Below are 18,691 nucleotides of genomic sequence, written 5' to 3'. Positions count from 1 at the left end.
CGATCATCCCGCAGTCGGGTTCCGGGTGCACCCGCTCCACCTCAGGAAGGAGTGCGCGCGGGCGACGGCGCCGAGGCCGTCGAACCGCGAACGACCAGCTCAGGCATGAAGACGAACTCGGAGTGCGGGGCCGGAGTGCCCCCCACCTCCTCCAGGAGCGCGCGGACCGCCGCCTGCCCCATCGCCTGCACCGGCTGCCGGATCGTCGTCAGCGGCGGATCGGTGAAGGCTATGAGCGGAGAGTCGTCGAAACCGACGACCGAGACGTCCCGGGGGACGTCCAGACCCTGCTGCCGGGCCGCCCGGATCGCGCCGAGCGCCATCATGTCGCTCGCGCAGACGACCGCGGTGCAGCCGCGGGAGATCAGCGCGCCCGCCGCCGCCTGCCCGCCCTCCAGGGTGTACAGGGAGTGCTGGATCAGCTCCTCGGACTCCTCGGGGCCGAGGCCGAGCCGCTCCTGCATGCCCTGCTGGAAGCCCTCTATCTTGCGCAGCACCGGCACGAACCGCTTCGGGCCGACGGCGAGACCGATCCGGGTGTGCCCGAGCGCCGCGAGGTGCGTCACCGCGAGGCGCATCGCCGCCCGGTCGTCGGGCGACACGAAGGGCGCCTGGACCTTGGGGGAGAAGCCGTTGAGGAGGACGTACGGGACGCCCTTGCCGCGCAGCTGGTCGTAGCGCGTCATGTCGGCGGTGGTGTCGGCGTGCAGGCCGGAGACGAAGATGATGCCGGCGACGCCGCGCTCCACCAGCATGTCGGTGAGCTCGTCCTCGGTGGACCCGCCGGGGGTCTGGGTGGCGAGGACCGGCGTGTATCCCTGCCGGGTCAGGGCCTGCCCGATGACCTGGGCGAGGGCCGGGAAGATCGGGTTGTCCAGCTCGGGGGTGATGAGGCCGACGAGCCCCGCGCTGCGCTGGCGCAGACGTACGGGGCGCTCGTAGCCGAGCACGTCGAGCGCGGCAAGGACGGACTCGCGGGTGGCGGCGGCCACGCCCGCCTTGCCGTTGAGCACGCGGCTGACTGTGGCCTCACTGACCCCCGCCTGGGCTGCGATGTCGGAGAGCCGCGCGGTCATGAGGATGGACTGTACCGGTCACGGGGCGTATTGCCCACCGCTACGCCGTAGCCGCTTGCTCACTGTCCGCCTGCAAGCTCTTGCAGGCCTTGCGGGCGACTTTCGGGGGTGATTCGGGTGCGAAAAGGCCCCGCAGTGCCCTGTCAAGCGATCCTTCGGCAACCTTCGGGACACGCGGATGTAACGATCGCCGGTCCTTGCAGAAAGTTCTCGCAAGCTCTTTCGGCGCGTTTTCATCCCTGTTACGTTCCTGGCAACCCGGAGCGCCGCGAGGGAGCGGTCGCATGAGGAAGGTTCCAGCCCCTCGTCCCCCCGGGATCCATTGAAGGAGTTCACATGCGGCGTGGCATAGCGGCCACCGCGCTGGTGGCGGCCCTGGGCGTGACCCTGGCGGCGTGCGGCGGAAGCGACAGCGGTTCCAACGGCGGCTCGAAGAGCTCGGGCGAGCTCTCCGGCACGGTGACGTGGTGGGACACCTCCACGGTCGGCTCCGAGGACAAGGTCTTCAAGAAGGTCGCCGAGGACTTCAAGAAGCAGCACCCCAAGGTCACCGTCAAGTACGTGAACGTGCCGTTCGGTGAGGCGCAGAACAAGTTCAAGAACGCCGCGCAGTCCGGCTCCGGCGCCCCCGACGTCATCCGCTCCGAGGTCGCCTGGACCCCCGAGTTCGCGGACCTCGGCTACCTGGCCCCGCTCGACGGCACCCCCGCGCTCAAGAACGCCGACGACTTCCTGGACCAGGCCGCCGCCTCCACGAAGTACAACGGCAAGACCTACGCCGTCCCGCAGGTCATCGACTCCATGGGCATCTTCTACAACAAGAAGATCTTCAAGGACGCCGGCGTCGAGGTCCCCAAGACCATCGACGAGCTCAAGTCCGTCTCCGCCAAGATCAAGCAGAAGACCGGCAAGACCGGCCTCTACCTGCGCGGCGACGACGCCTACTGGTTCCTCTCCTTCCTGTACGGCGAGGGCGGCGACCTGGTCGACGCCGACAACAAGAAGATCACCGTCGACAGCCCGGCCGGCGTGAAGGCCTTCAAGGTCGTCAAGGACCTGGTGGACTCCGGCGCGGCCAAGACCGACGCGACCGACGGCTGGAACAACATGCAGACGGCCTTCAAGGACGGCAAGGTCGCCATGATGATCAACGGCCCGTGGGCCGTCGCCGACACCTACGCCGGCAAGGAGTTCGCCGACAAGGCCAACCTGGGCATCGCCCCGGTCCCGGCCGGCTCGGGCGGCCAGGGCGCCCCGCAGGGCGGCCACAACCTCGCCGTCTACGCGGGCTCCAAGAACCTCGACGCCTCCTACGCCTTCGCCGAGTACATGACCTCGGCCGAGACCCAGGCGAAGATCTCGACGGAGCTCAGCCTCCTCCCGACCCGCGAGTCCGTCTACATCAAGCCGGACGTCGCGACCAACGAGATGATCACCTTCTTCAAGCCGGTCGTCGACAAGGCCGTCGAGCGCCCCTGGATCCCGGAGACCGGCAGCCTCTTCGCGCCGCTCGTCACCGAGTACACCAAGGTCCTGACCGGCCAGACCGCCCCGGAGACGGGAGCCAAGACGGTGGGCGACGGCTACCGCAAGCTCCTGAAGGACTGGAAGTAACAGGAAGGCAGGCCGGCTGATGGCTGTGGACACCCCCAGCCAGTCGGTGGCGAAGGCCGCGGGCGACGACGTCGCCCGCGGCCGGAGCCGCGGAACTGGCAGTCACCGGGGCGCGCCGAAGCGCTCCCTCTCCACCCACTGGTACGCCTGGGCGATGGTCGCCCCGGTGACCGTGGTGATCGCCGTGATCATCGGCTACCCGCTGGTCCGCGGCATCTACCTGTCGCTGACCGACGCCAACGAGCGGAACGTCGCGCGGTCGATCGGTGTCAACCAGATCCCGGCCACCTACGAGTTCGTCGGTCTGGACAACTACGCCGACGCGATCACCGGCGGCCAGTTCCTCGGGACGCTGGGCTGGACGATCGTCTGGACCGTGTCCTGCGTGGCGCTGACCTTCGCCCTCGGCCTCGGCCTCGCCAACATCCTCAACCGGAAGATCGCCGGCCGCTCCGTCTACCGGCTGCTGCTCATCCTGCCCTGGGCCGTGCCCGGCTTCGTCTCCGTCTTCGCCTGGCGCTTCCTCTACAACCAGGACAACGGCCTGCTCAACAAGGTCCTCGCGGGCGGCGGCATCGACGCCGTCCCGTGGCTCAACGACCCGATGTGGGCCAAGATCTCGGTCATCGCGACCAACGTCTGGCTCGGCGTCCCGTTCATGATGGTCGCCCTCCTCGGCGGCCTCCAGTCCATCCCCGGCGAGCTGTACGAGGCCGCCGAGATGGACGGCGCCAGCGCCTGGCAGCGGTTCCGGCACATCACCATGCCCGGCCTCCGGTCCGTCAGCACCACCGTGATCCTGCTGAGCACCATCTGGACCTTCAACATGTTCCCGGTGATCTTCCTGCTCACCCGGGGCGGGCCCGGCGAGGCCACCCAGATCCTCGTCACCCAGGCCTACAAGTTCTCCTTCGAGGTCAGTCCGCGCGACTTCGCGCAGTCGTCCACGTGGGGCGTCCTCATCCTGGTCCTCCTGATGGTCTTCGCCGCGTTCTACCAGCGCGTCCTCCGCAAGCAGGGAGAAGTCTGGTGACCACCACGACCCCCACCCCCCAGACCCTGAACACCCCGATCCGGGGCCGCCGTTCGCCGCTCGCCTCGGTCGGCCTGCACGTCACCCTCATCGTGGCGTCCGTGATCGCCGTCTTCCCGGTGCTCTGGGTCCTGCTGACCTCGCTCAAGCCCGCGCAGTTCGCGACGACGACCGACTTCTTCAAGGAGACGACGCTCGAGAACTACACGAACCTGCTGAACGACACCCCGTTCCTCACCTGGTTCGGCAACTCGCTGCTCGTCGCCGGCCTCACCACCGTCGTCGGCGTGTTCATCTCCGCCACCACGGGCTACGCCGTCAGCCGCTTCCGGTTCCCCGGCAAGCGCGGCCTGATGTGGACGCTGCTCATCACCCAGATGTTCCCGGTCGCCGTCCTGATCGTGCCGATCTACAACATCATGGCGTCGATGGGCCTGCTCAACCAGCCGGCCGGCCTCGTCATCACGTACCTGACGATCGCCGTCCCCTTCTGCGCGTGGATGATGAAGGGCTTCTTCGACACCATCCCGCGCGAGATCGACGAGTCCGGCTACGTCGACGGCCTCAACCCGTTCGGCACCTTCTGGCGGCTCATCCTGCCGCTCGCCAAGCCGGGCATCGCGGTCACCGCCTTCTACTCCTTCATCACCGCCTGGGGCGAGGTCGCCTACGCCTCCGCCTTCATGGTCGGCGACGAGAACCTCACGCTCGCCGGCGGACTGCAGAAGTTCGTCAACCAGTACGGCGCCCAGTGGGGCCCGATGGCCGCGGCCTCCGTGCTCATCGCCGTCCCCGCCGCCCTGGTGTTCCTCTTCGCCCAGCGGCACCTGGTCACCGGCATGTCGGCCGGTGCCGTCAAGGGCTGACGGTTGAACGCCCCATCTGTACGCCCCTCCTTACCTCCCAGGGAAGACATGACCCAGCATCTCGCCGCCCCGGCCGACGCCCCTTCCACCGGCACGCACACGGGCTGGTGGAGAGACGCCGTGATCTACCAGGTCTACCCGCGCAGCTTCGCCGACGGAAACGGCGACGGCATGGGTGACCTGGAGGGCGTCCACAGCCGGCTGCCGTACCTCAAGGAGCTCGGCGTCGACGCCGTCTGGCTCTCCCCGTTCTACGCCTCGCCGCAGGCCGACGCCGGCTACGACGTTGCCGACTACCGGGCCATCGACCCCATGTTCGGCTCGCTCCTCGACGCCGACGCCGTGATCCGCGAGGCCCACGAACTGGGCCTGCGCGTCATCGTCGACCTGGTCCCCAACCACTCCTCCGACCAGCACGAGTGGTTCCAGCGCGCGCTGCGCGAGGGCCCGGGCTCGGTGCTCCGCGAGCGCTACCACTTCCGCCCCGGCCAGGGCGCCACCGGCGAACTCCCGCCCAACGACTGGGAGTCCATCTTCGGCGGCCCCGCCTGGACCCGCACGGAGAACCCGGACGGCACCCCCGGCGAGTGGTACCTCCACCTCTTCGCCCCGGAGCAGCCCGACTTCAACTGGGAACACCCGGCCGTCCGCGACGAGTTCCGCTCCATCCTGCGCTTCTGGCTCGACATGGGCGTCGACGGCTTCCGCGTCGACGTCGCCCACGGCCTGGTCAAGGCCGAGGGCCTGCCCGACCTCGGCGCCCACGACCAGCTGAGGCTGCTCGGCAACGACGTCATGCCCTTCTTCGACCAGGACGGCGTCCACGAGATCTACCGCTCCTGGCGGAAGGTCCTCTCCGAGTACGACGGGGAGCGCGTCCTCGTCGCCGAGGCCTGGACCCCCACCGTCGCCCGCACCGCGAACTACGTGCGCCCCGACGAGATGCACCAGGCCTTCAACTTCCAGTACCTGGGCACCCACTGGGACGCCGACGAGCTGCGCGCCGTCATCGACGCCTCCCTCGACGCGATGCGCCCGGTCGGCGCGCCCACCACCTGGGTGCTCTCCAACCACGACGTCACCCGGCACGCCACCCGCTTCGCCAACCCGGCGGGCCTCGGCACCCAGCTCCGCGAGGCCGGCGACCGCGAGCTCGGCCTGCGCCGCGCCCGCGCCGCGACCCTGCTGATGCTGGCGCTGCCCGGCTCCGCGTACGTCTACCAGGGCGAGGAGCTCGGCCTGCCCGACGTCACCGACCTGCCCGACGAGGTCCGCCAGGACCCGTCCTTCTGGCGGGCCAGCGGCCAGGACGGCTTCCGCGACGGCTGCCGGGTGCCGATCCCGTGGACCGTCGAGGGCTCCTCGTACGGCTTCGGCGACGGCGGCTCCTGGCTGCCGCAGCCCGCGACCTGGGGCGCCCTGAGCGTCGAGGCGCAGACCGGCGACCCCGGCTCCACCCTGGAGCTGTACCGCAGCGCGCTCGCCGTGCGGCGCGAGCGCCCCGAGCTCGGTGCGGGCGAGGCCGTCGAGTGGCTGGAGGCACCCGAGGGTGTGCTCTCCTTCCGCCGCGACGGCTTCGTCTGCACCGCCAACACCACCGGCCGGGCCATCACCGTCCCGCTGCCCGGCCGGTATCTCCTCTCCAACGAGGAGGTGGACAGCTCCGCCGTGGAGGGGACGGTGGAGCTGCCCGCCGACACCACCGTCTGGTGGGCGGTGTGACGATCCCCCTGCCGCGGGGCGCCGGGAACGGCGCCCCGCGGCTCGCGGACATCGCGGCCCAGTCCGGGGTCAGCGAGGCCACCGTCAGCCGCGTCCTCAACGGCAAGGCGGGGGTGGCCGGCGCGACCCGGCACAAGGTGCTCGCGGCGCTCGACGTGCTCGGCTACGAGCGTCCCGTACGGCTCAAACGCCGCAGCGCGGGCCTCGTCGGGCTCGTCGTGCCCGAGCTGACCAACCCGATCTTCCCGGCCTTCGCGCAGGTCGTCGAACAGGTCCTCGCCGGGCACGGCTACACCCCGGTGCTCTGTACCCAGATGCCCGGCGGCGCCACCGAGGACGAACTCGTCGAGCAGCTCGTCGAGCGCGGGGTGGCCGGCATCGTCTTCCTCTCCGGGCTGCACGCGGACGCCAGCGCCGACCCCGCGCGCTACGCCCGGCTCGCCGCCCGGGGCGTCCCGTACGTCCTCATCAACGGCTACAACGAGCACATCGACGCCAACTTCGTCTCCCCGGACGACCGGGCCGCGGCCCGGATGGCCGTCCGGCACCTGGTCGAGCTGGGCCACGAGCGGATCGGCCTCGCCATCGGCCCCACCCGGTACGTTCCCTCGCGCCGCAAGGCCGAGGGCTTCACCGCCGAGCTGTACGAGCTCCTCGGCGTCGAACGCGCCGACGCGGAACGGTTCATCAGACCCACGCTGTTCGGCGTCGAGGGCGGGCACGCGGCCGCCGACATCCTGCTCCGCGAGGGCTGCACGGGCATCGTCTGCGGCTCCGACCTGATGGCGCTCGGCGTCATCCGCGCGGTCCGCGCCCGCGGCCTCGACGTGCCCGGCGACGTCTCCGTCGTCGGCTTCGACGACTCCCCGCTCATCGCCTTCACCAGCCCGCCGCTCTCCACCGTGCGCCAGCCCGTCCAGGCCATGGCGACGGCGGCCGTCGGCGCGCTCCTGGAGGAGATCGAGGGGAATCCGGTGCAGCGCACGGAGTTCGTCTTCCAGCCGGAGCTGGTGGTGCGCGGCTCCACGGCGCAGCCGCCCGGCCGGCTTCCGCAAGTCCTTCCGTAACAACTTGCGTCGGGGTGTTCGGAGGGTTGACCGGGCGCCGGGGCACTCGTACGGTCACGGCTGAAAACAGTTGCTGACATTTGCGGCAACTTCTTGCGACAGTGAAGTCAGCAGGAGGAAGCATGGCCAGAAAGACCGTGGCAGCTGCACTCGCCCTCGTGGCGGGAGCCGCTGCGGCCGTCACGGGCAACGCCCCGGCGCAGGCCGCCCCGCCCGGCGAGAAGGACGTCACCGCGGTGATGTTCGAGTGGAACTTCGCCTCGATCGCCCGCGAGTGCACCGACCGCCTCGGCCCCGCCGGATACGGATACGTCCAGGTGTCCCCGCCCCAGGAGCACCTCCAGGGCGGCCAGTGGTGGACCTCGTACCAGCCGGTCAGCTACAAGATCGCCGGACGACTCGGCGACCGCACCGCCTTCAAGAACATGATCGACACCTGCCACGCGGCGGGCGTCAAGGTCGTCGCCGACTCCGTCATCAACCACATGGCGAACGGCTCGGGCACGGGAACGGGCGGGACCCCGTTCTCCAAGTACGACTACCCCGGCCTCTACTCGGGCTCGGACATGGACGACTGCCGGTCCGCCATCTCCAACTACCAGGACCGGGCGAACGTCCAGAACTGCGAACTGGTCCAGCTCCCCGACCTCGACACGGGCGAGGACTACGTCCGCGGGAAGATAGCCGGTTACCTCAACGACCTGCTCTCCCTCGGCGTCGACGGCTTCCGCATCGACGCCGCCAAGCACATGCCGGCCACCGACCTCGCCAACATCAAGTCCCGGCTGACGAATCCTTCCGTCTTCTGGAAGCAGGAGGCCATCTACGGCGCCGGCGAGGCCGTCTCCCCGAGCGAGTACCTCGGCAACGGCGACGTCCAGGAGTTCCGCTACGCCCGCGACCTCAAGCGGGTCCTGCAGAACGAGAAGCTCGCCTACCTCAAGAACTTCGGCGAGGCCTGGGGCTACATGCCCTCCGGCCAGTCCGGCGTCTTCGTCGACAACCACGACACCGAGCGCGGCGGCGACACCCTGAACTACAAGGACGGCGCGAACTACACCCTCGCCTCCGTCTTCATGCTCGCCTGGCCCTACGGCTCCCCGGACGTCCACTCCGGCTACGAGTGGACCGACAAGGACGCCGGCCCGCCCAACGGCGGCCAGGTGAACGCCTGCTACAGCGACGGCTGGAAGTGCCAGCACGCCTGGCGCGAGATCTCCTCCATGGTGGCCTTCCGCAACACCGCCCGCGGGCAGGCCGTCACGGACTGGTGGGACAACGGCGGCAACGCGATCGCGTTCGGCCGCGGCTCCAAGGCGTACGTGGCGATCAACCACGAGTCCTCGGCCCTCACCCGTACCTTCCAGACCTCCCTGCCCGCCGGCGGCTACTGCGACGTGCAGAGCAACACCGCCGTGACGGTGAACTCCTCCGGTCAGTTCACGGCCACCCTCGCCGCGAACACCGCGCTCGCCCTGCACGTGAACGCCACGAACTGCGGCGGCACCACCCCGACCACGCCGCCGACCACACCCCCCGCCACCGCGGGCGCCTCCTTCAACGTGAACGCCACCACGGTCACCGGCCAGAACATCTACGTCACCGGCAACCGCCCCGAGCTCGGCAACTGGGCCCCGGCCTCCGCCCTCAAGCTCGACCCGGCCTCGTACCCCGTCTGGAAGCTGACGGTGTCCCTGCCCGCCGGAACGGCCTTCGAGTACAAGTACGTCCGCAAGGACGCGGCCGGGAACGTGACCTGGGAGTCCGGTGCCAACCGCACCGCCACGGTCCCGTCGTCGGGCCAGATCGTCCTGAACGACACCTTCCGCAACTGAGCCTCCCCCCCCTGCAAGGGCCGCCCCGCCGGGGCGGCCCTCTCTTCCCGTACCTCCAGGGAGCACCCCCTTGATACGCAAGAGAACGGCGGTCGCGCTGGCCGCCGCCCTGTGCGCCGCCCTCGTGCCCGCCGTCCCCGCGACGGCCGCACCCCGCCCGCCCGCCCCGCCCTCCGACCAGGCCCTCGCCGCCCAGCCGGCCCGCCAGGACCTCACCCGCGAGCAGTTCTACTTCGTCCTGCCCGACCGGTTCGCCGACGGCGACGCCTCCAACGACCGCGGCGGCCTCACCGGCAGCCGCACGGAGACCGGCTTCGACCCCACCGACAAGGGCTTCTACCAGGGCGGCGACCTCAAGGGGCTCACCGAGCGGCTCGACTACATCAAGGGCCTCGGCACCACCGCCATCTGGATGGCGCCGATCTTCAAGAACCGGCCCGTGCAGGGCACCGGCAAGGACGCAAGCGCCGGCTACCACGGCTACTGGATCACCGACTTCACCCAGGTCGACCCGCACTTCGGGACCAACGAGGACCTGGAGAAGCTGATCGCCGCCGCCCACGCCAAGGGCATGAAGGTCTTCTTCGACGTCATCACCAACCACACCGCCGACACCGTCGACTACGCGGAGAAGAAGTACGGCTACCGCCCCAAGGGCGCCTACCCCTACCTCGACGCCTCGGGCCGCCCCTTCGACGACCGGGCCGCGATGGGGAAGGTGGACGCGGACTCGTTCCCGTACACGCCGACCACGACCGGCGGCAAGGTCCCGTCCTGGCTCAACGACCCGACGATGTACCACAACCGGGGCGACTCCACCTGGGCCGGCGAGTCCGCCGAGTACGGCGACTTCGTCGGTCTCGACGACCTGTGGACCGAGCGTCCCGAGGTCGTCGACGGCATGAAGAAGATCTACGAGAAGTGGGTCCGCGACTTCGACATCGACGGGTTCCGCATCGACACCGTCAAGCACGTCGACCTGGACTTCTGGACGCAGTGGGCCACCGCCCTCGACGCGTACGCCAAGGAGCAGGGCCGCGAGGACTTCTTCATGTTCGGCGAGGTGTACTCCGCCGACACCACCGTCACCTCCCCGTACGTCACCCGGGGCCGGCTCGACGCCACCCTCGACTTCCCCTTCCAGGACGCGGCCCGCGCCTTCGCCTCCCAGGGCGCCGGAGCCGACCGCCTCGCCAAGGTCTTCGCCGAGGACTACCGGTACACCACCGACAAGGCCAACGCCTACGAGCAGGTGACCTTCCTCGGCAACCACGACATGGGCCGCATCGGCACCTTCCTGAAGCAGGACAACCCGAACGCGTCCGACGACGAACTCGTCCGCCGCGACCGGCTCGCCAACGAGCTCATGTTCCTCACCCGGGGCAACCCGGTGATCTACTACGGCGACGAGCAGGGCTTCACCGGCCCCGGCGGCGACAAGGACGCCCGCCAGACCCTCTTCGCCTCGAAGACCGCCGACTACCTCGACGACGACCAGCTCGGCACCGACCGCACGCACGCCACCGACGCGTACGACACCACACACCCGCTGTACCGCTCGATCGCCGCGCTCTCGAAGCTCACGCGGGAGAACCCCGCCCTCCGCGACGGCGTCCAGCGGGAGCGGTACGCCGAGGGCTCCGTCTACGCCTTCACCCGCACCGACCCGAAGACCCGCACCGAGTACCTGGTCGCCGTCAACGGCGCCACCGAGCCGAAGACCGTCACCGTCCCCGTCGACTCCGCCGCCTTCCGTGCCCTGTACGGGGGTCAGGGCGCCGTCACGGCTTCCCAGGGCAAGGCCACCGTCACCGTCCCGGCCCTCTCCTCGCTGGTCCTCAAGGCCGACGCGCCGCTCGCGGCCCCCGCCACGAAGCCCACCGTGTCGCTGAAGGCCCCCGCCGCCGGCTCCACCGGCACCGTCGAGCTCTCCGCCGACGTCACCGGCGGCGGCCTGAACCGCGTCGTCTTCGCCGCCCAGGTCGGCGACGGCCGCTGGCAGACCCTCGGCACCGCCGACCACGCCCCCTACAAGGTCACCCAGCACGTCACCGCCCCCGCCGGCACCGCCCTGCGCTACAAGGCCGTCGTCGTCGACGCCGCGGGCCGCACCGCGAGCGCCCTCGCCGCCACCACGGCCGGCGCGCCGCCGGCCCCCGAGAAGCCGGTCGCCGTCGAGCGGGCGTACGCCGTCGTGCACTACCAGCGCGAGGACGGGAACTACGACGGCTGGACCCTGAAGGCCGCCGGCCAGGAGGCCGCGTTCACCGGCCGCGACGCCCACGGCGCCTTCGCCTGGGTCAAGGTCCCCGAGGGCGCCTCCACCCTCACGTACACCGTCGAGAAGGACGGCACGGCCGACGGCCCGCAGCGCAGCATCAACCTCGGCCGGACCGGCGAGGTCTGGATCACGCAGGGCGCCGAAGGCCAGTCCGACACGAACCCGGCCCCCGCCACCCCCGACAAGACCAAGGCCGTCATCCACTACCAGCGGGCCGACGGGAACTACGACGGCTGGGGCCTCCACACCTGGACCGGCGCCGCCCAGCCCACCGACTGGTCCAAGCCCCTCCTGCCGGTCCGCGTCGACGCGTACGGCGCGGTCTACGAGGTCCCGCTCACCGAGGGCGCGAGCTCCCTCTCGTACATCCTCCACAAGGGCGACGAGAAGGACCTGCCCACCGACCAGTCCCTCGACCTCGCCACCTACGGCCACGAGGTCTGGCTGCTCTCCGGACAGCCCAAGTACCTCCTCCCGACCGTCGGCGGCGCCCCGAACCTCGACCTCGGCAAGGCCGAGGCCCAGTGGATCGACCGCAACACCGTCGTCTGGAAGGTGAAGACCACCGACGCCACCAGCCAGCAGCTGGTGTACGCCAAGGACGGCGGGATCACCGTCACCGACGGCGCCCTGAACACCGAGGGCCAGTGGCTCCGGCTCACCCCGTCCTCCCTGAGCGAGGCCCAGAAGGCGAAGTACCCCCACCTCAAGGACTACCCCGCCTTCACCGTCGACCCGCGCGACGCCGACCGGGTCCGCGACTCCCTGCGCGGCCAGCTCGTCGCCACCCAGCGCGCCGCCAACGGCGCCCTGCTCGCCGCCACCGGCGTCCAGACGGCCGGCATCCTCGACGACCTGTACGCGGCGAAGGCCACGCGGGCCGCTCTCGGCCCGGTCTTCCGCGACGGCCGCCCCACCCTCTCCCTGTGGGCCCCCACCGCCCAGTCCGTCGCCCTCGAACTCGACGGGAAGACCGTGCCCATGCGGCGCGACCCCGCCTCCGGCGTCTGGTCGGTCACCGGCCCCCGCAGCTGGGCGGGCAAGCCGTACCGGTACGTGGTGAAGGTCTGGGCCCCCACCGTCCAGAAGGTCGTCGAGAACCGGGTCACCGACCCCTACTCCACCGCCCTCACCACCGACTCCGCCCGCAGCCTCGCCGTCGACCTCACCGACCCGAAGCTCGCCCCCACCGGCTGGAAGAACCTGAAGAAGCCCGCCGCAGTGCCGCTGCGCGACGCCCAGATCCAGGAACTCCACATCCGCGACTTCTCCATCGCCGACCCCACGGCGAAGGCCGGCCACCAGGGCACCTACCTCGCCTTCACGGACAAGGACAGCAAGGGCTCGCAGCACCTCCGCGACCTCGCCGCCTCCGGCACCTCCTACGTCCACCTGCTCCCGGCCTTCGACCTCGGCACCATCCCCGAGAAGAAGTCCGACCAGACCGCCCCGGCCTGCGACCTGAAGGTCTACGCCCCCGACTCCGAGGAGCAGCAGGCCTGCGTCGCCGCCGCCGCGGCCAAGGACGCCTACAACTGGGGCTACGACCCCCTGCACTACACCGTCCCCGAGGGCTCCTACGCCACCGACCCCGAGGGCACCCGCCGCACCGTCGAGTTCCGGCAGATGGTCCAGGCCCTCAACGGCGACGGACTCCGCACCGTCATGGACGTCGTCTACAACCACACCGTCGCCGCAGGACAGTCCGACAAGTCCGTCCTCGACCGGATCGTGCCCGGCTACTACCAGCGCCTCCAGGACGACGGCTCCGTCGCCACCTCCACCTGCTGCGCCAACACCGCGCCCGAGAACGCCATGATGGGCAAGCTCGTCGTCGACTCCGTCGTCACCTGGGCCAAGCAGTACAAGGTCGACGGCTTCCGCTTCGACCTCATGGGCCACCATCCGAAGGCCAACATCCTGGCCGTGCGCAAGGCCCTCGACGAGCTGACCCTCGCCGAGGACGGCGTCGACGGCAAGGCGATCGTCCTCTACGGCGAGGGCTGGAACTTCGGCGAGATCGCCGACGACGCCCGCTTCGTCCAGGCCACCCAGAAGAACATGGCCGGCACCGGCATCGCGACCTTCTCCGACCGGGCCCGCGACGCCGTCCGCGGCGGCGGCCCCTTCGACGAGGACCCCGGCGTCCAGGGCTTCGCCTCCGGCCTCTACACCGACCCGAACGCGTCGGCCGCCAACGGCACCGCCGAGCAGCAGAAGGCCCGCCTCCTGCACTACCAGGACCTCATCAAGGTCGGCCTGACCGGCAACCTCGCCTCCTACTCCTTCACCGACACCGCAGGGCGCACGGTCAAGGGCTCCGAGGTCGACTACAACGGCGCCCCCGCCGGGTACGCCGCCGCCCCCGGCGACGCCCTCGCCTACACCGACGCCCACGACAACGAGTCCCTGTACGACGCGCTCGCCTTCAAGCTGCCGGCGGACACGTCCCCGGCCGACCGCGCCCGCATGCAGGTCCTCGCCATGGCGACGGCCACGCTCTCCCAGGGCCCGGCGCTCTCCCAGGCCGGCTCGGACCTGCTGCGCTCCAAGTCCCTGGACCGCAACTCCTTCGACAGCGGCGACTGGTTCAACGCCATCCACTGGGACTGCCGCGACGGCAACGGCTTCGGCCGCGGCCTGCCGCCGGCCGCCGACAACAAGGCCAAGTGGAGCTACGGCAAGCCGCTGCTCGTCAACCCGGCCCTGACGGTCGGCTGCGCGCAGATCGACGGCGCCTCCGCCGCCTACCGGGACCTGCAGAAGATCCGTACCACCGAGCCGGTCTTCTCCCTGGCCACGGCGGACCGGGTCCAGGACGCCCTGTCCTTCCCGCTCTCCGGCCGCGACGAGACCCCCGGCGTGATCACCATGCGCCTCGGCGACCTGGTCGTCGTCCTCAACGCGACCCCCGACGGCACCACGCAGAAGATCGGCGACCTCGCCGGGAAGGGCTACCGCCTGCACCCGGTCCAGGCCGGCGGCTCCGACACCGTGGTGAAGTCGGCCGCGTACGAGCCGGCCACGGGCACCTTCACGGTCCCGGCGCGGACGGTCGCCGTCTTCAAGGCCCGCTGATCCCAGACCCTGGCGTGGCCACCGTCACGCCAGGACCTTCTCCATCAGCCGCACCGCGTACCGACGGCCGTCGGCCCCGACCTTCTCCAGGTGCGGGACGACGGCCGTGTACCCGGCCCCCTCGTAGTACGTCCCCAGGCGCGGATTGCGCGCCTCGCAGTCGAGGCGCGCCAGCGTCCGGCCCGAGGCGGCGATCCGCGCCTCCGCGTGCGCGAGCAGCGCCCGCCCCGCACCGGCGGGCGCCGCCTCCCGGTCGGTCATCAGCCGGTGCACGTACCCGGCCTCCGGCGGCTGCGGCCCCCACACCTCCAGGTCCTCCCACCAGAGCTCGTACGCCCCCACGGCCCGCCCCTCGTGCGCGGCGATCCACACCTCGCCCTCGGCGATCCGCGTACGGAAGTGCCCGGCGCCCCGGCCCCCCGGCTTCCACTGGTCGATACCGCTGCGCACCATCCAGCGCGCCACCCCGTCGAACAACCCCACCAGAAGGTCGAGATCGCGTTCGTCCGCCTGCCGGAAGGTCACTTGTGTGGTCATGACGATCACCGTAAAGCTGTGGCCAGACATCCACTTCACCGGGAGTGCCCCTCATGCCGCAGATCACCGTCGACTACTCCGCGCCCCTCGACCGGCGCGGCTTCGCGCGCGCCCTGCACCCGCTCGTCGTGGAGACGGTCGACGCGACGCTCGACTCCTGCAAGACCCGGTTCCGGGAGGTCGAGGAGCTGGTCGTCGCCGACGGAGCGACCGATGACGTCATCGTGCACGTCGAGATCGCCCTGCTGCCCGGCCGCACGGACGAGGCCAAGGCGCGGCTCTCGGACGCCGTCCTCGACCTGTTGCCCGCGTACCTCAAGGCGGGCGAGGGAGTCAGGCTCTCCGTCGAGGTCCGCGACCTCGACGGCTCCTACCGCAAGCGCTGATCGGGCACGAGGGGCGACGCCGGCGGGACGAGCGCGGCGAGGCGGGCCACCAGGTCCCCGAAGGGACCGTCGGCCGGCTCGTCCGCGAGGATGCCGACCAGGATCTCCGCCATCTCCGCGTCGTACGCGGCGCTCACCGCGGCCAGCGCGGCGAAGTCGTGCACGAGCTGGAGCTCCAGCTCCGCGCGCGGGACCCGGCGGCCGTCCAGCCAAAGCAGCGCCGTCGACTCGGCGAGCGACACCCAGGAACGGACGACCAGTTCGAGCCGGGCGGAGGGCTTCTCGACCTCCAGATGGGCCAGGATCTGCTCGTACGCGGCCTGCCGCACCTCGTCGATCATCGCGTTCGTCGTGGACGAGCCCACCGCGGGCCCGCCGCGCATCAGCGCCGCGAAACCGGGACCGTGCTCGTCCACGAAGTCGAAGAACCGGCCCATCACGCGCAACAGGCGCGCCCCGAGCGGTCCGCGCGGCGGCTCCACGAACCTCGCCGCCAGCTCGTCCGCCGCCCGTCGCAGGGCCGCCTCGTACAGGCTCTGCTTGCCGGGGAAGTAGTGGTAGACCAGCGGCCGCGAAATGCCCGCGGCCGCGGCGATCTCGTCGATGGAGACCTCGTCGGGAGAGCGGTGGCTGAAGAGTTCGAGAGCCACCCCGATCAGCTGCTGCTTGCGCTCCTCCACGCCCATCCTGCGGCGTACCCCGGTCGTCATACGAACAGCCTAACCGCGTCCGTTACGCTCCTGCCCCATGAGCGCTTCCGACCAGGACACCCCGACGGCCGAGGCCCGGAAGGCCGACGAGCCCCGCGAGACCGAAGAGGCCCCGGCGAACCCCGAATCCCCTGAAACCCCGGAGCCCTCCGGGGAGTCGGAGGACGCCGAGGAGCCCGGGGAGTCCGAGGGGTCTGAGGGGTCCGAGGAGTCCGAGGGGTCCGAGGAGACCGATCCCTCCGAGGCTCCCGCTTCCGGACTCACCCCGAAGCAGGCGCGGCGGCTGCGCGTCGCCGCCGCGTCCGTACTCCTGGTCGCCCTGGCCGTGGTGCTGGTCATCCGCCTCGCGAGCCGTACGTCCGTCCTGGTCGTCGGCGTGTACGGACTCGCCATGATCCTCTGCGGGATCGTGATCGAGCTCTCCCGCAACGGCCGCACGCGCCTCGGCACCTGGCTCCTGGCCGGAGGCCTCCTCACCGCCCTGGCCCTCGACTGGCTGGTCCTGCCCTGACCGCCTAGAGGTCGAGGACGAGCCGCTTCCCCGCGCAGCGCGAGACGCAGATCAGCATCGAGTCGTCCCGCTCGGCGTCCGTGAGCAGCTCGTCCCGGTGGTCGATCTCGCCCTCCAGGACCCGCTGCCGGCAGGTCCCGCAGAAGCCCTGCCGGCAGGAGTACATGAGGCCGGGCAGCTCCTCGCGGACCGCCGACAGGAGCGACTGGTCGGCCGCCACCGTCAACGTGCGCCCGGAGCGGCGCAGTTCGACCTCGAAGGCGGTGCCGCCGGTCGTCGCGGCGGCGGTGAAGCGCTCCAGGCGCGGCGCCCGGCCCTCCGGCATCGCCGCGCCCACCGCGTCCATCAGGCCGTCGGGACCGCAGCAGTACACGGCCGTCCCCTCGGGCAGGTCCGCGAGGAACTCCAGCTCGGGGAATCCGGATTCGTCCTCGGCGACGACGGTCACGCGGCCGCCCGCGCCCAGCGCCTCGATCTCCGCCAGGTACGGCATCGTGGCCCGGCTGCGCCCGCAGTACACGAGCCGCCAGTCCGCCCCGGCCGCCTCGGCGGCGCGCAGCATCGGCAGGACGGGAGTGATGCCGATGCCGCCGGCGACGAAGACGTACGCGGGGGAGTCGACCAGCGGGAAGCGGTTGCGGGGCCCCCGGATCTCGATCTCCACGCCCTCGCGGAGCTGCTCGTGGACCTCGCGCGAGCCGCCCCGGCCGCCTTGCGCCTCCTCGATGAGGCGGGTCGCCACCGTGTACGTACCGGTGTCGGAGGGATCGCCGCAGAGCGAGTACTGCCGGACGAGTCCGGAGGGCAGGACGAGGTCGACGTGGGCGCCCGGCTGCCAGGAGGGCAGCCCGTCGCCCGTCAGGCGGAGTTCGACGACGCCCTCGGCGGGCGTGGCGCGGCCGGTGACCAGGACCTTGCGGGGGACGGTGCTGCCCCGCCCGTACCCGGACACGGGCTCGTCGAGGGCGGGCATCGGCCAGAGCGGGGCCGTGGACATGCGGCTGCGGACGGCGCGGCGGAGGAGCAGCGCGGCCCCGGCGACGAGGGTGACGGTGGTGAACCGGGGCATCAGCGGCCTCCGTTGGCGCCGGGGGAGGAGGCCAGGTAGGCCATGGCCTGCGCGGTGTCGCCCTCCTGGGAGGGGTGGTAGGCGCGGCTCAGGTAGCGGGGTATGGAGCGCAGCATGGCCGGGGTGGAGGGCAGCATGCCCTGCCGGCCCTTGCGGACGAAGTCCGCGAAGGAGGCCTTCGGGTCGAGCAGGCTGGGGTCGTTCTCCATGAAGAAGCGGATGCCCCGCTGCCAGAGGAAGACGAGCGCGGAGAAGGCGAGCGCCCAGGTGCGGGCGCGGCGCCGGTAGCCGCCGTCGAGGTGCATGAACAGCTCGAAGGCGACCGCGCGGTGCTCGACCTCCTCCGCCCCGTGCCAGCGCAGCAGGTCCAGCATGGTGGGGTCGGCGCCGGCCCGGTCGAGCGCGTCGGCGTTGAGGATCCAGTCGCCGAGGAAGGCGGTGTAGTGCTCGATGGCGGCGATCAGCGCGACCCGCTCCATCAGCCACCAGCGGCGCGGGCGGCCGGGCGGCAGGGTCCGGTCCCCGAGGAGCTTCTCGAAGAACCAGTCGACCTGCGCGGTGTACGGGGTGGGGTCGAGGCCCAGCTTCCGCAGGTGGGGGAGGACGTCGTCGTGGGCCTGGGAGTGGATGGCCTCCTGGCCGATGAAGCCGATGACGTCCTCGCGCAGCCGGTCGTCGGTGATGTACGGCAGCGCCTGCTTGTACACGTGGACGAACCAGCGCTCGCCGGCCGGGAGCAGCAGGTGCAGCACGTTGATGGTGTGCGTGGTGAAGGGGTCGCCCGGTACCCAGTGGAGCGGCGTCTCTTCCCAGTCGAAGGAGACCTTGCGGGCCTTGAGCTCGACGTGCTCCGACGCCACCGGTGCAGGCTGCGTATTAGACATGACGTCAATGTACTGAGGGGTA

Annotated in this window: 14 protein-coding genes; 9 read left to right on the top strand and 5 right to left on the bottom strand. The window is 71.0% G+C overall.

The genetic code is table 11. The annotated features are described in order from the left end of the window. Positions 1–41: 41 nt before the first annotated feature. Complete coding sequence (locus ACN9M0_RS09830) at positions 42–1,076, bottom strand: LacI family DNA-binding transcriptional regulator (RefSeq protein WP_366038033.1); 1,035 nt, start codon at positions 1,074–1,076, stop codon at positions 42–44. A 336-nt stretch (positions 1,077–1,412) separates the two neighbouring features. Here ACN9M0_RS09830 and ACN9M0_RS09825 point away from each other — a divergent pair, with 336 nt between their 5' ends. The 7 genes from ACN9M0_RS09825 (at position 1,413) to pulA (ending at position 14,572) form a co-directional block, all read left to right on the top strand. Then, positions 1,413–2,690: an extracellular solute-binding protein gene (locus ACN9M0_RS09825; RefSeq protein WP_426403444.1), complete on the top strand. Its 1,278-nt coding sequence runs from the start codon at positions 1,413–1,415 to the stop codon at positions 2,688–2,690. A 19-nt stretch (positions 2,691–2,709) separates the two neighbouring features. Further along, positions 2,710–3,723 carry a carbohydrate ABC transporter permease gene (locus tag ACN9M0_RS09820; RefSeq protein WP_366038036.1) on the top strand — a complete coding sequence of 338 codons (1,014 nt, stop codon included), beginning with the start codon at positions 2,710–2,712 and terminating at the stop codon, positions 3,721–3,723. After that, a complete protein-coding gene (locus ACN9M0_RS09815; protein WP_399701582.1) occupies positions 3,717–4,589 on the top strand; it encodes a sugar ABC transporter permease in 873 nt (290 codons plus the stop codon). The genes ACN9M0_RS09820 and ACN9M0_RS09815 overlap by 7 nt, the downstream gene beginning before the upstream one ends. A 48-nt stretch (positions 4,590–4,637) precedes the next feature. Then, positions 4,638–6,311, top strand: coding sequence for a glycoside hydrolase family 13 protein (locus ACN9M0_RS09810; protein ID WP_426403443.1), 1,674 nt, complete (start codon positions 4,638–4,640; stop codon positions 6,309–6,311). Further along, positions 6,299–7,378 carry a LacI family DNA-binding transcriptional regulator gene (locus tag ACN9M0_RS09805; protein ID WP_366038039.1) on the top strand — a complete coding sequence of 360 codons (1,080 nt, stop codon included), beginning with the start codon at positions 6,299–6,301 and terminating at the stop codon, positions 7,376–7,378. The genes ACN9M0_RS09810 and ACN9M0_RS09805 overlap by 13 nt, the downstream gene beginning before the upstream one ends. A gap of 122 nt (positions 7,379–7,500) precedes the next feature. Beyond that, positions 7,501–9,213: a carbohydrate-binding module family 20 domain-containing protein gene (locus ACN9M0_RS09800; protein ID WP_366038041.1), complete on the top strand. Its 1,713-nt coding sequence runs from the start codon at positions 7,501–7,503 to the stop codon at positions 9,211–9,213. A 70-nt stretch (positions 9,214–9,283) separates the two neighbouring features. Beyond that, on the top strand, positions 9,284–14,572 hold the full coding sequence (gene pulA / locus ACN9M0_RS09795) for a pullulanase-type alpha-1,6-glucosidase (RefSeq protein WP_426403442.1): 5,289 nt from the start codon (positions 9,284–9,286) through the stop codon (positions 14,570–14,572). 24 nt (positions 14,573–14,596) lie between these two features. Here the strand turns inward: pulA and ACN9M0_RS09790 are convergent, their stop codons facing one another. Beyond that, positions 14,597–15,109, bottom strand: coding sequence for a GNAT family N-acetyltransferase (locus ACN9M0_RS09790; protein ID WP_426403441.1), 513 nt, complete (start codon positions 15,107–15,109; stop codon positions 14,597–14,599). Between the two features lie 53 nt (positions 15,110–15,162). Here ACN9M0_RS09790 and ACN9M0_RS09785 point away from each other — a divergent pair, with 53 nt between their 5' ends. Next, positions 15,163–15,495, top strand: a complete 333-nt coding sequence (locus ACN9M0_RS09785) for a 5-carboxymethyl-2-hydroxymuconate Delta-isomerase (RefSeq protein ID WP_366038044.1) — start codon at positions 15,163–15,165, stop codon at positions 15,493–15,495. Here ACN9M0_RS09785 and ACN9M0_RS09780 read toward each other — a convergent pair. Next, the gene (locus tag ACN9M0_RS09780) at positions 15,480–16,205 is read right to left on the bottom strand and encodes a TetR/AcrR family transcriptional regulator (RefSeq protein WP_366038045.1); all 726 of its coding nucleotides are present in this window, start codon (positions 16,203–16,205) and stop codon (positions 15,480–15,482) included. The two genes, ACN9M0_RS09785 and ACN9M0_RS09780, sit on opposite strands and share 16 nt — an antisense overlap. A 37-nt stretch (positions 16,206–16,242) precedes the next feature. Between ACN9M0_RS09780 and ACN9M0_RS09775 the strand changes: the two genes are divergently transcribed. Next, complete coding sequence (locus ACN9M0_RS09775) at positions 16,243–16,716, top strand: hypothetical protein (protein WP_426403440.1); 474 nt, start codon at positions 16,243–16,245, stop codon at positions 16,714–16,716. Positions 16,717–16,720: 4 nt separating this feature from the next. On the opposite strand, the gene ACN9M0_RS09770 is transcribed toward ACN9M0_RS09775, so the two are convergent. Together ACN9M0_RS09770 and ACN9M0_RS09765 are read right to left on the bottom strand one after the other, a co-directional pair. After that, the gene (locus ACN9M0_RS09770) at positions 16,721–17,785 is read right to left on the bottom strand and encodes a PDR/VanB family oxidoreductase (protein WP_426403439.1); all 1,065 of its coding nucleotides are present in this window, start codon (positions 17,783–17,785) and stop codon (positions 16,721–16,723) included. Beyond that, positions 17,785–18,669, bottom strand: coding sequence for a metal-dependent hydrolase (locus ACN9M0_RS09765; protein WP_426403438.1), 885 nt, complete (start codon positions 18,667–18,669; stop codon positions 17,785–17,787). The genes ACN9M0_RS09770 and ACN9M0_RS09765 overlap by 1 nt, the downstream gene beginning before the upstream one ends. Positions 18,670–18,691 lie beyond the last annotated feature (22 nt).

Origin of the sequence: Streptomyces sp. R-07 (genome assembly GCF_049913175.1) — a bacterium.
Lineage (GTDB): Bacteria > Actinomycetota > Actinomycetes > Streptomycetales > Streptomycetaceae > Streptomyces.
Note: the sequence above shows the minus strand (reverse complement) of the source record. Positions and strands in the feature narration are given on the sequence as shown.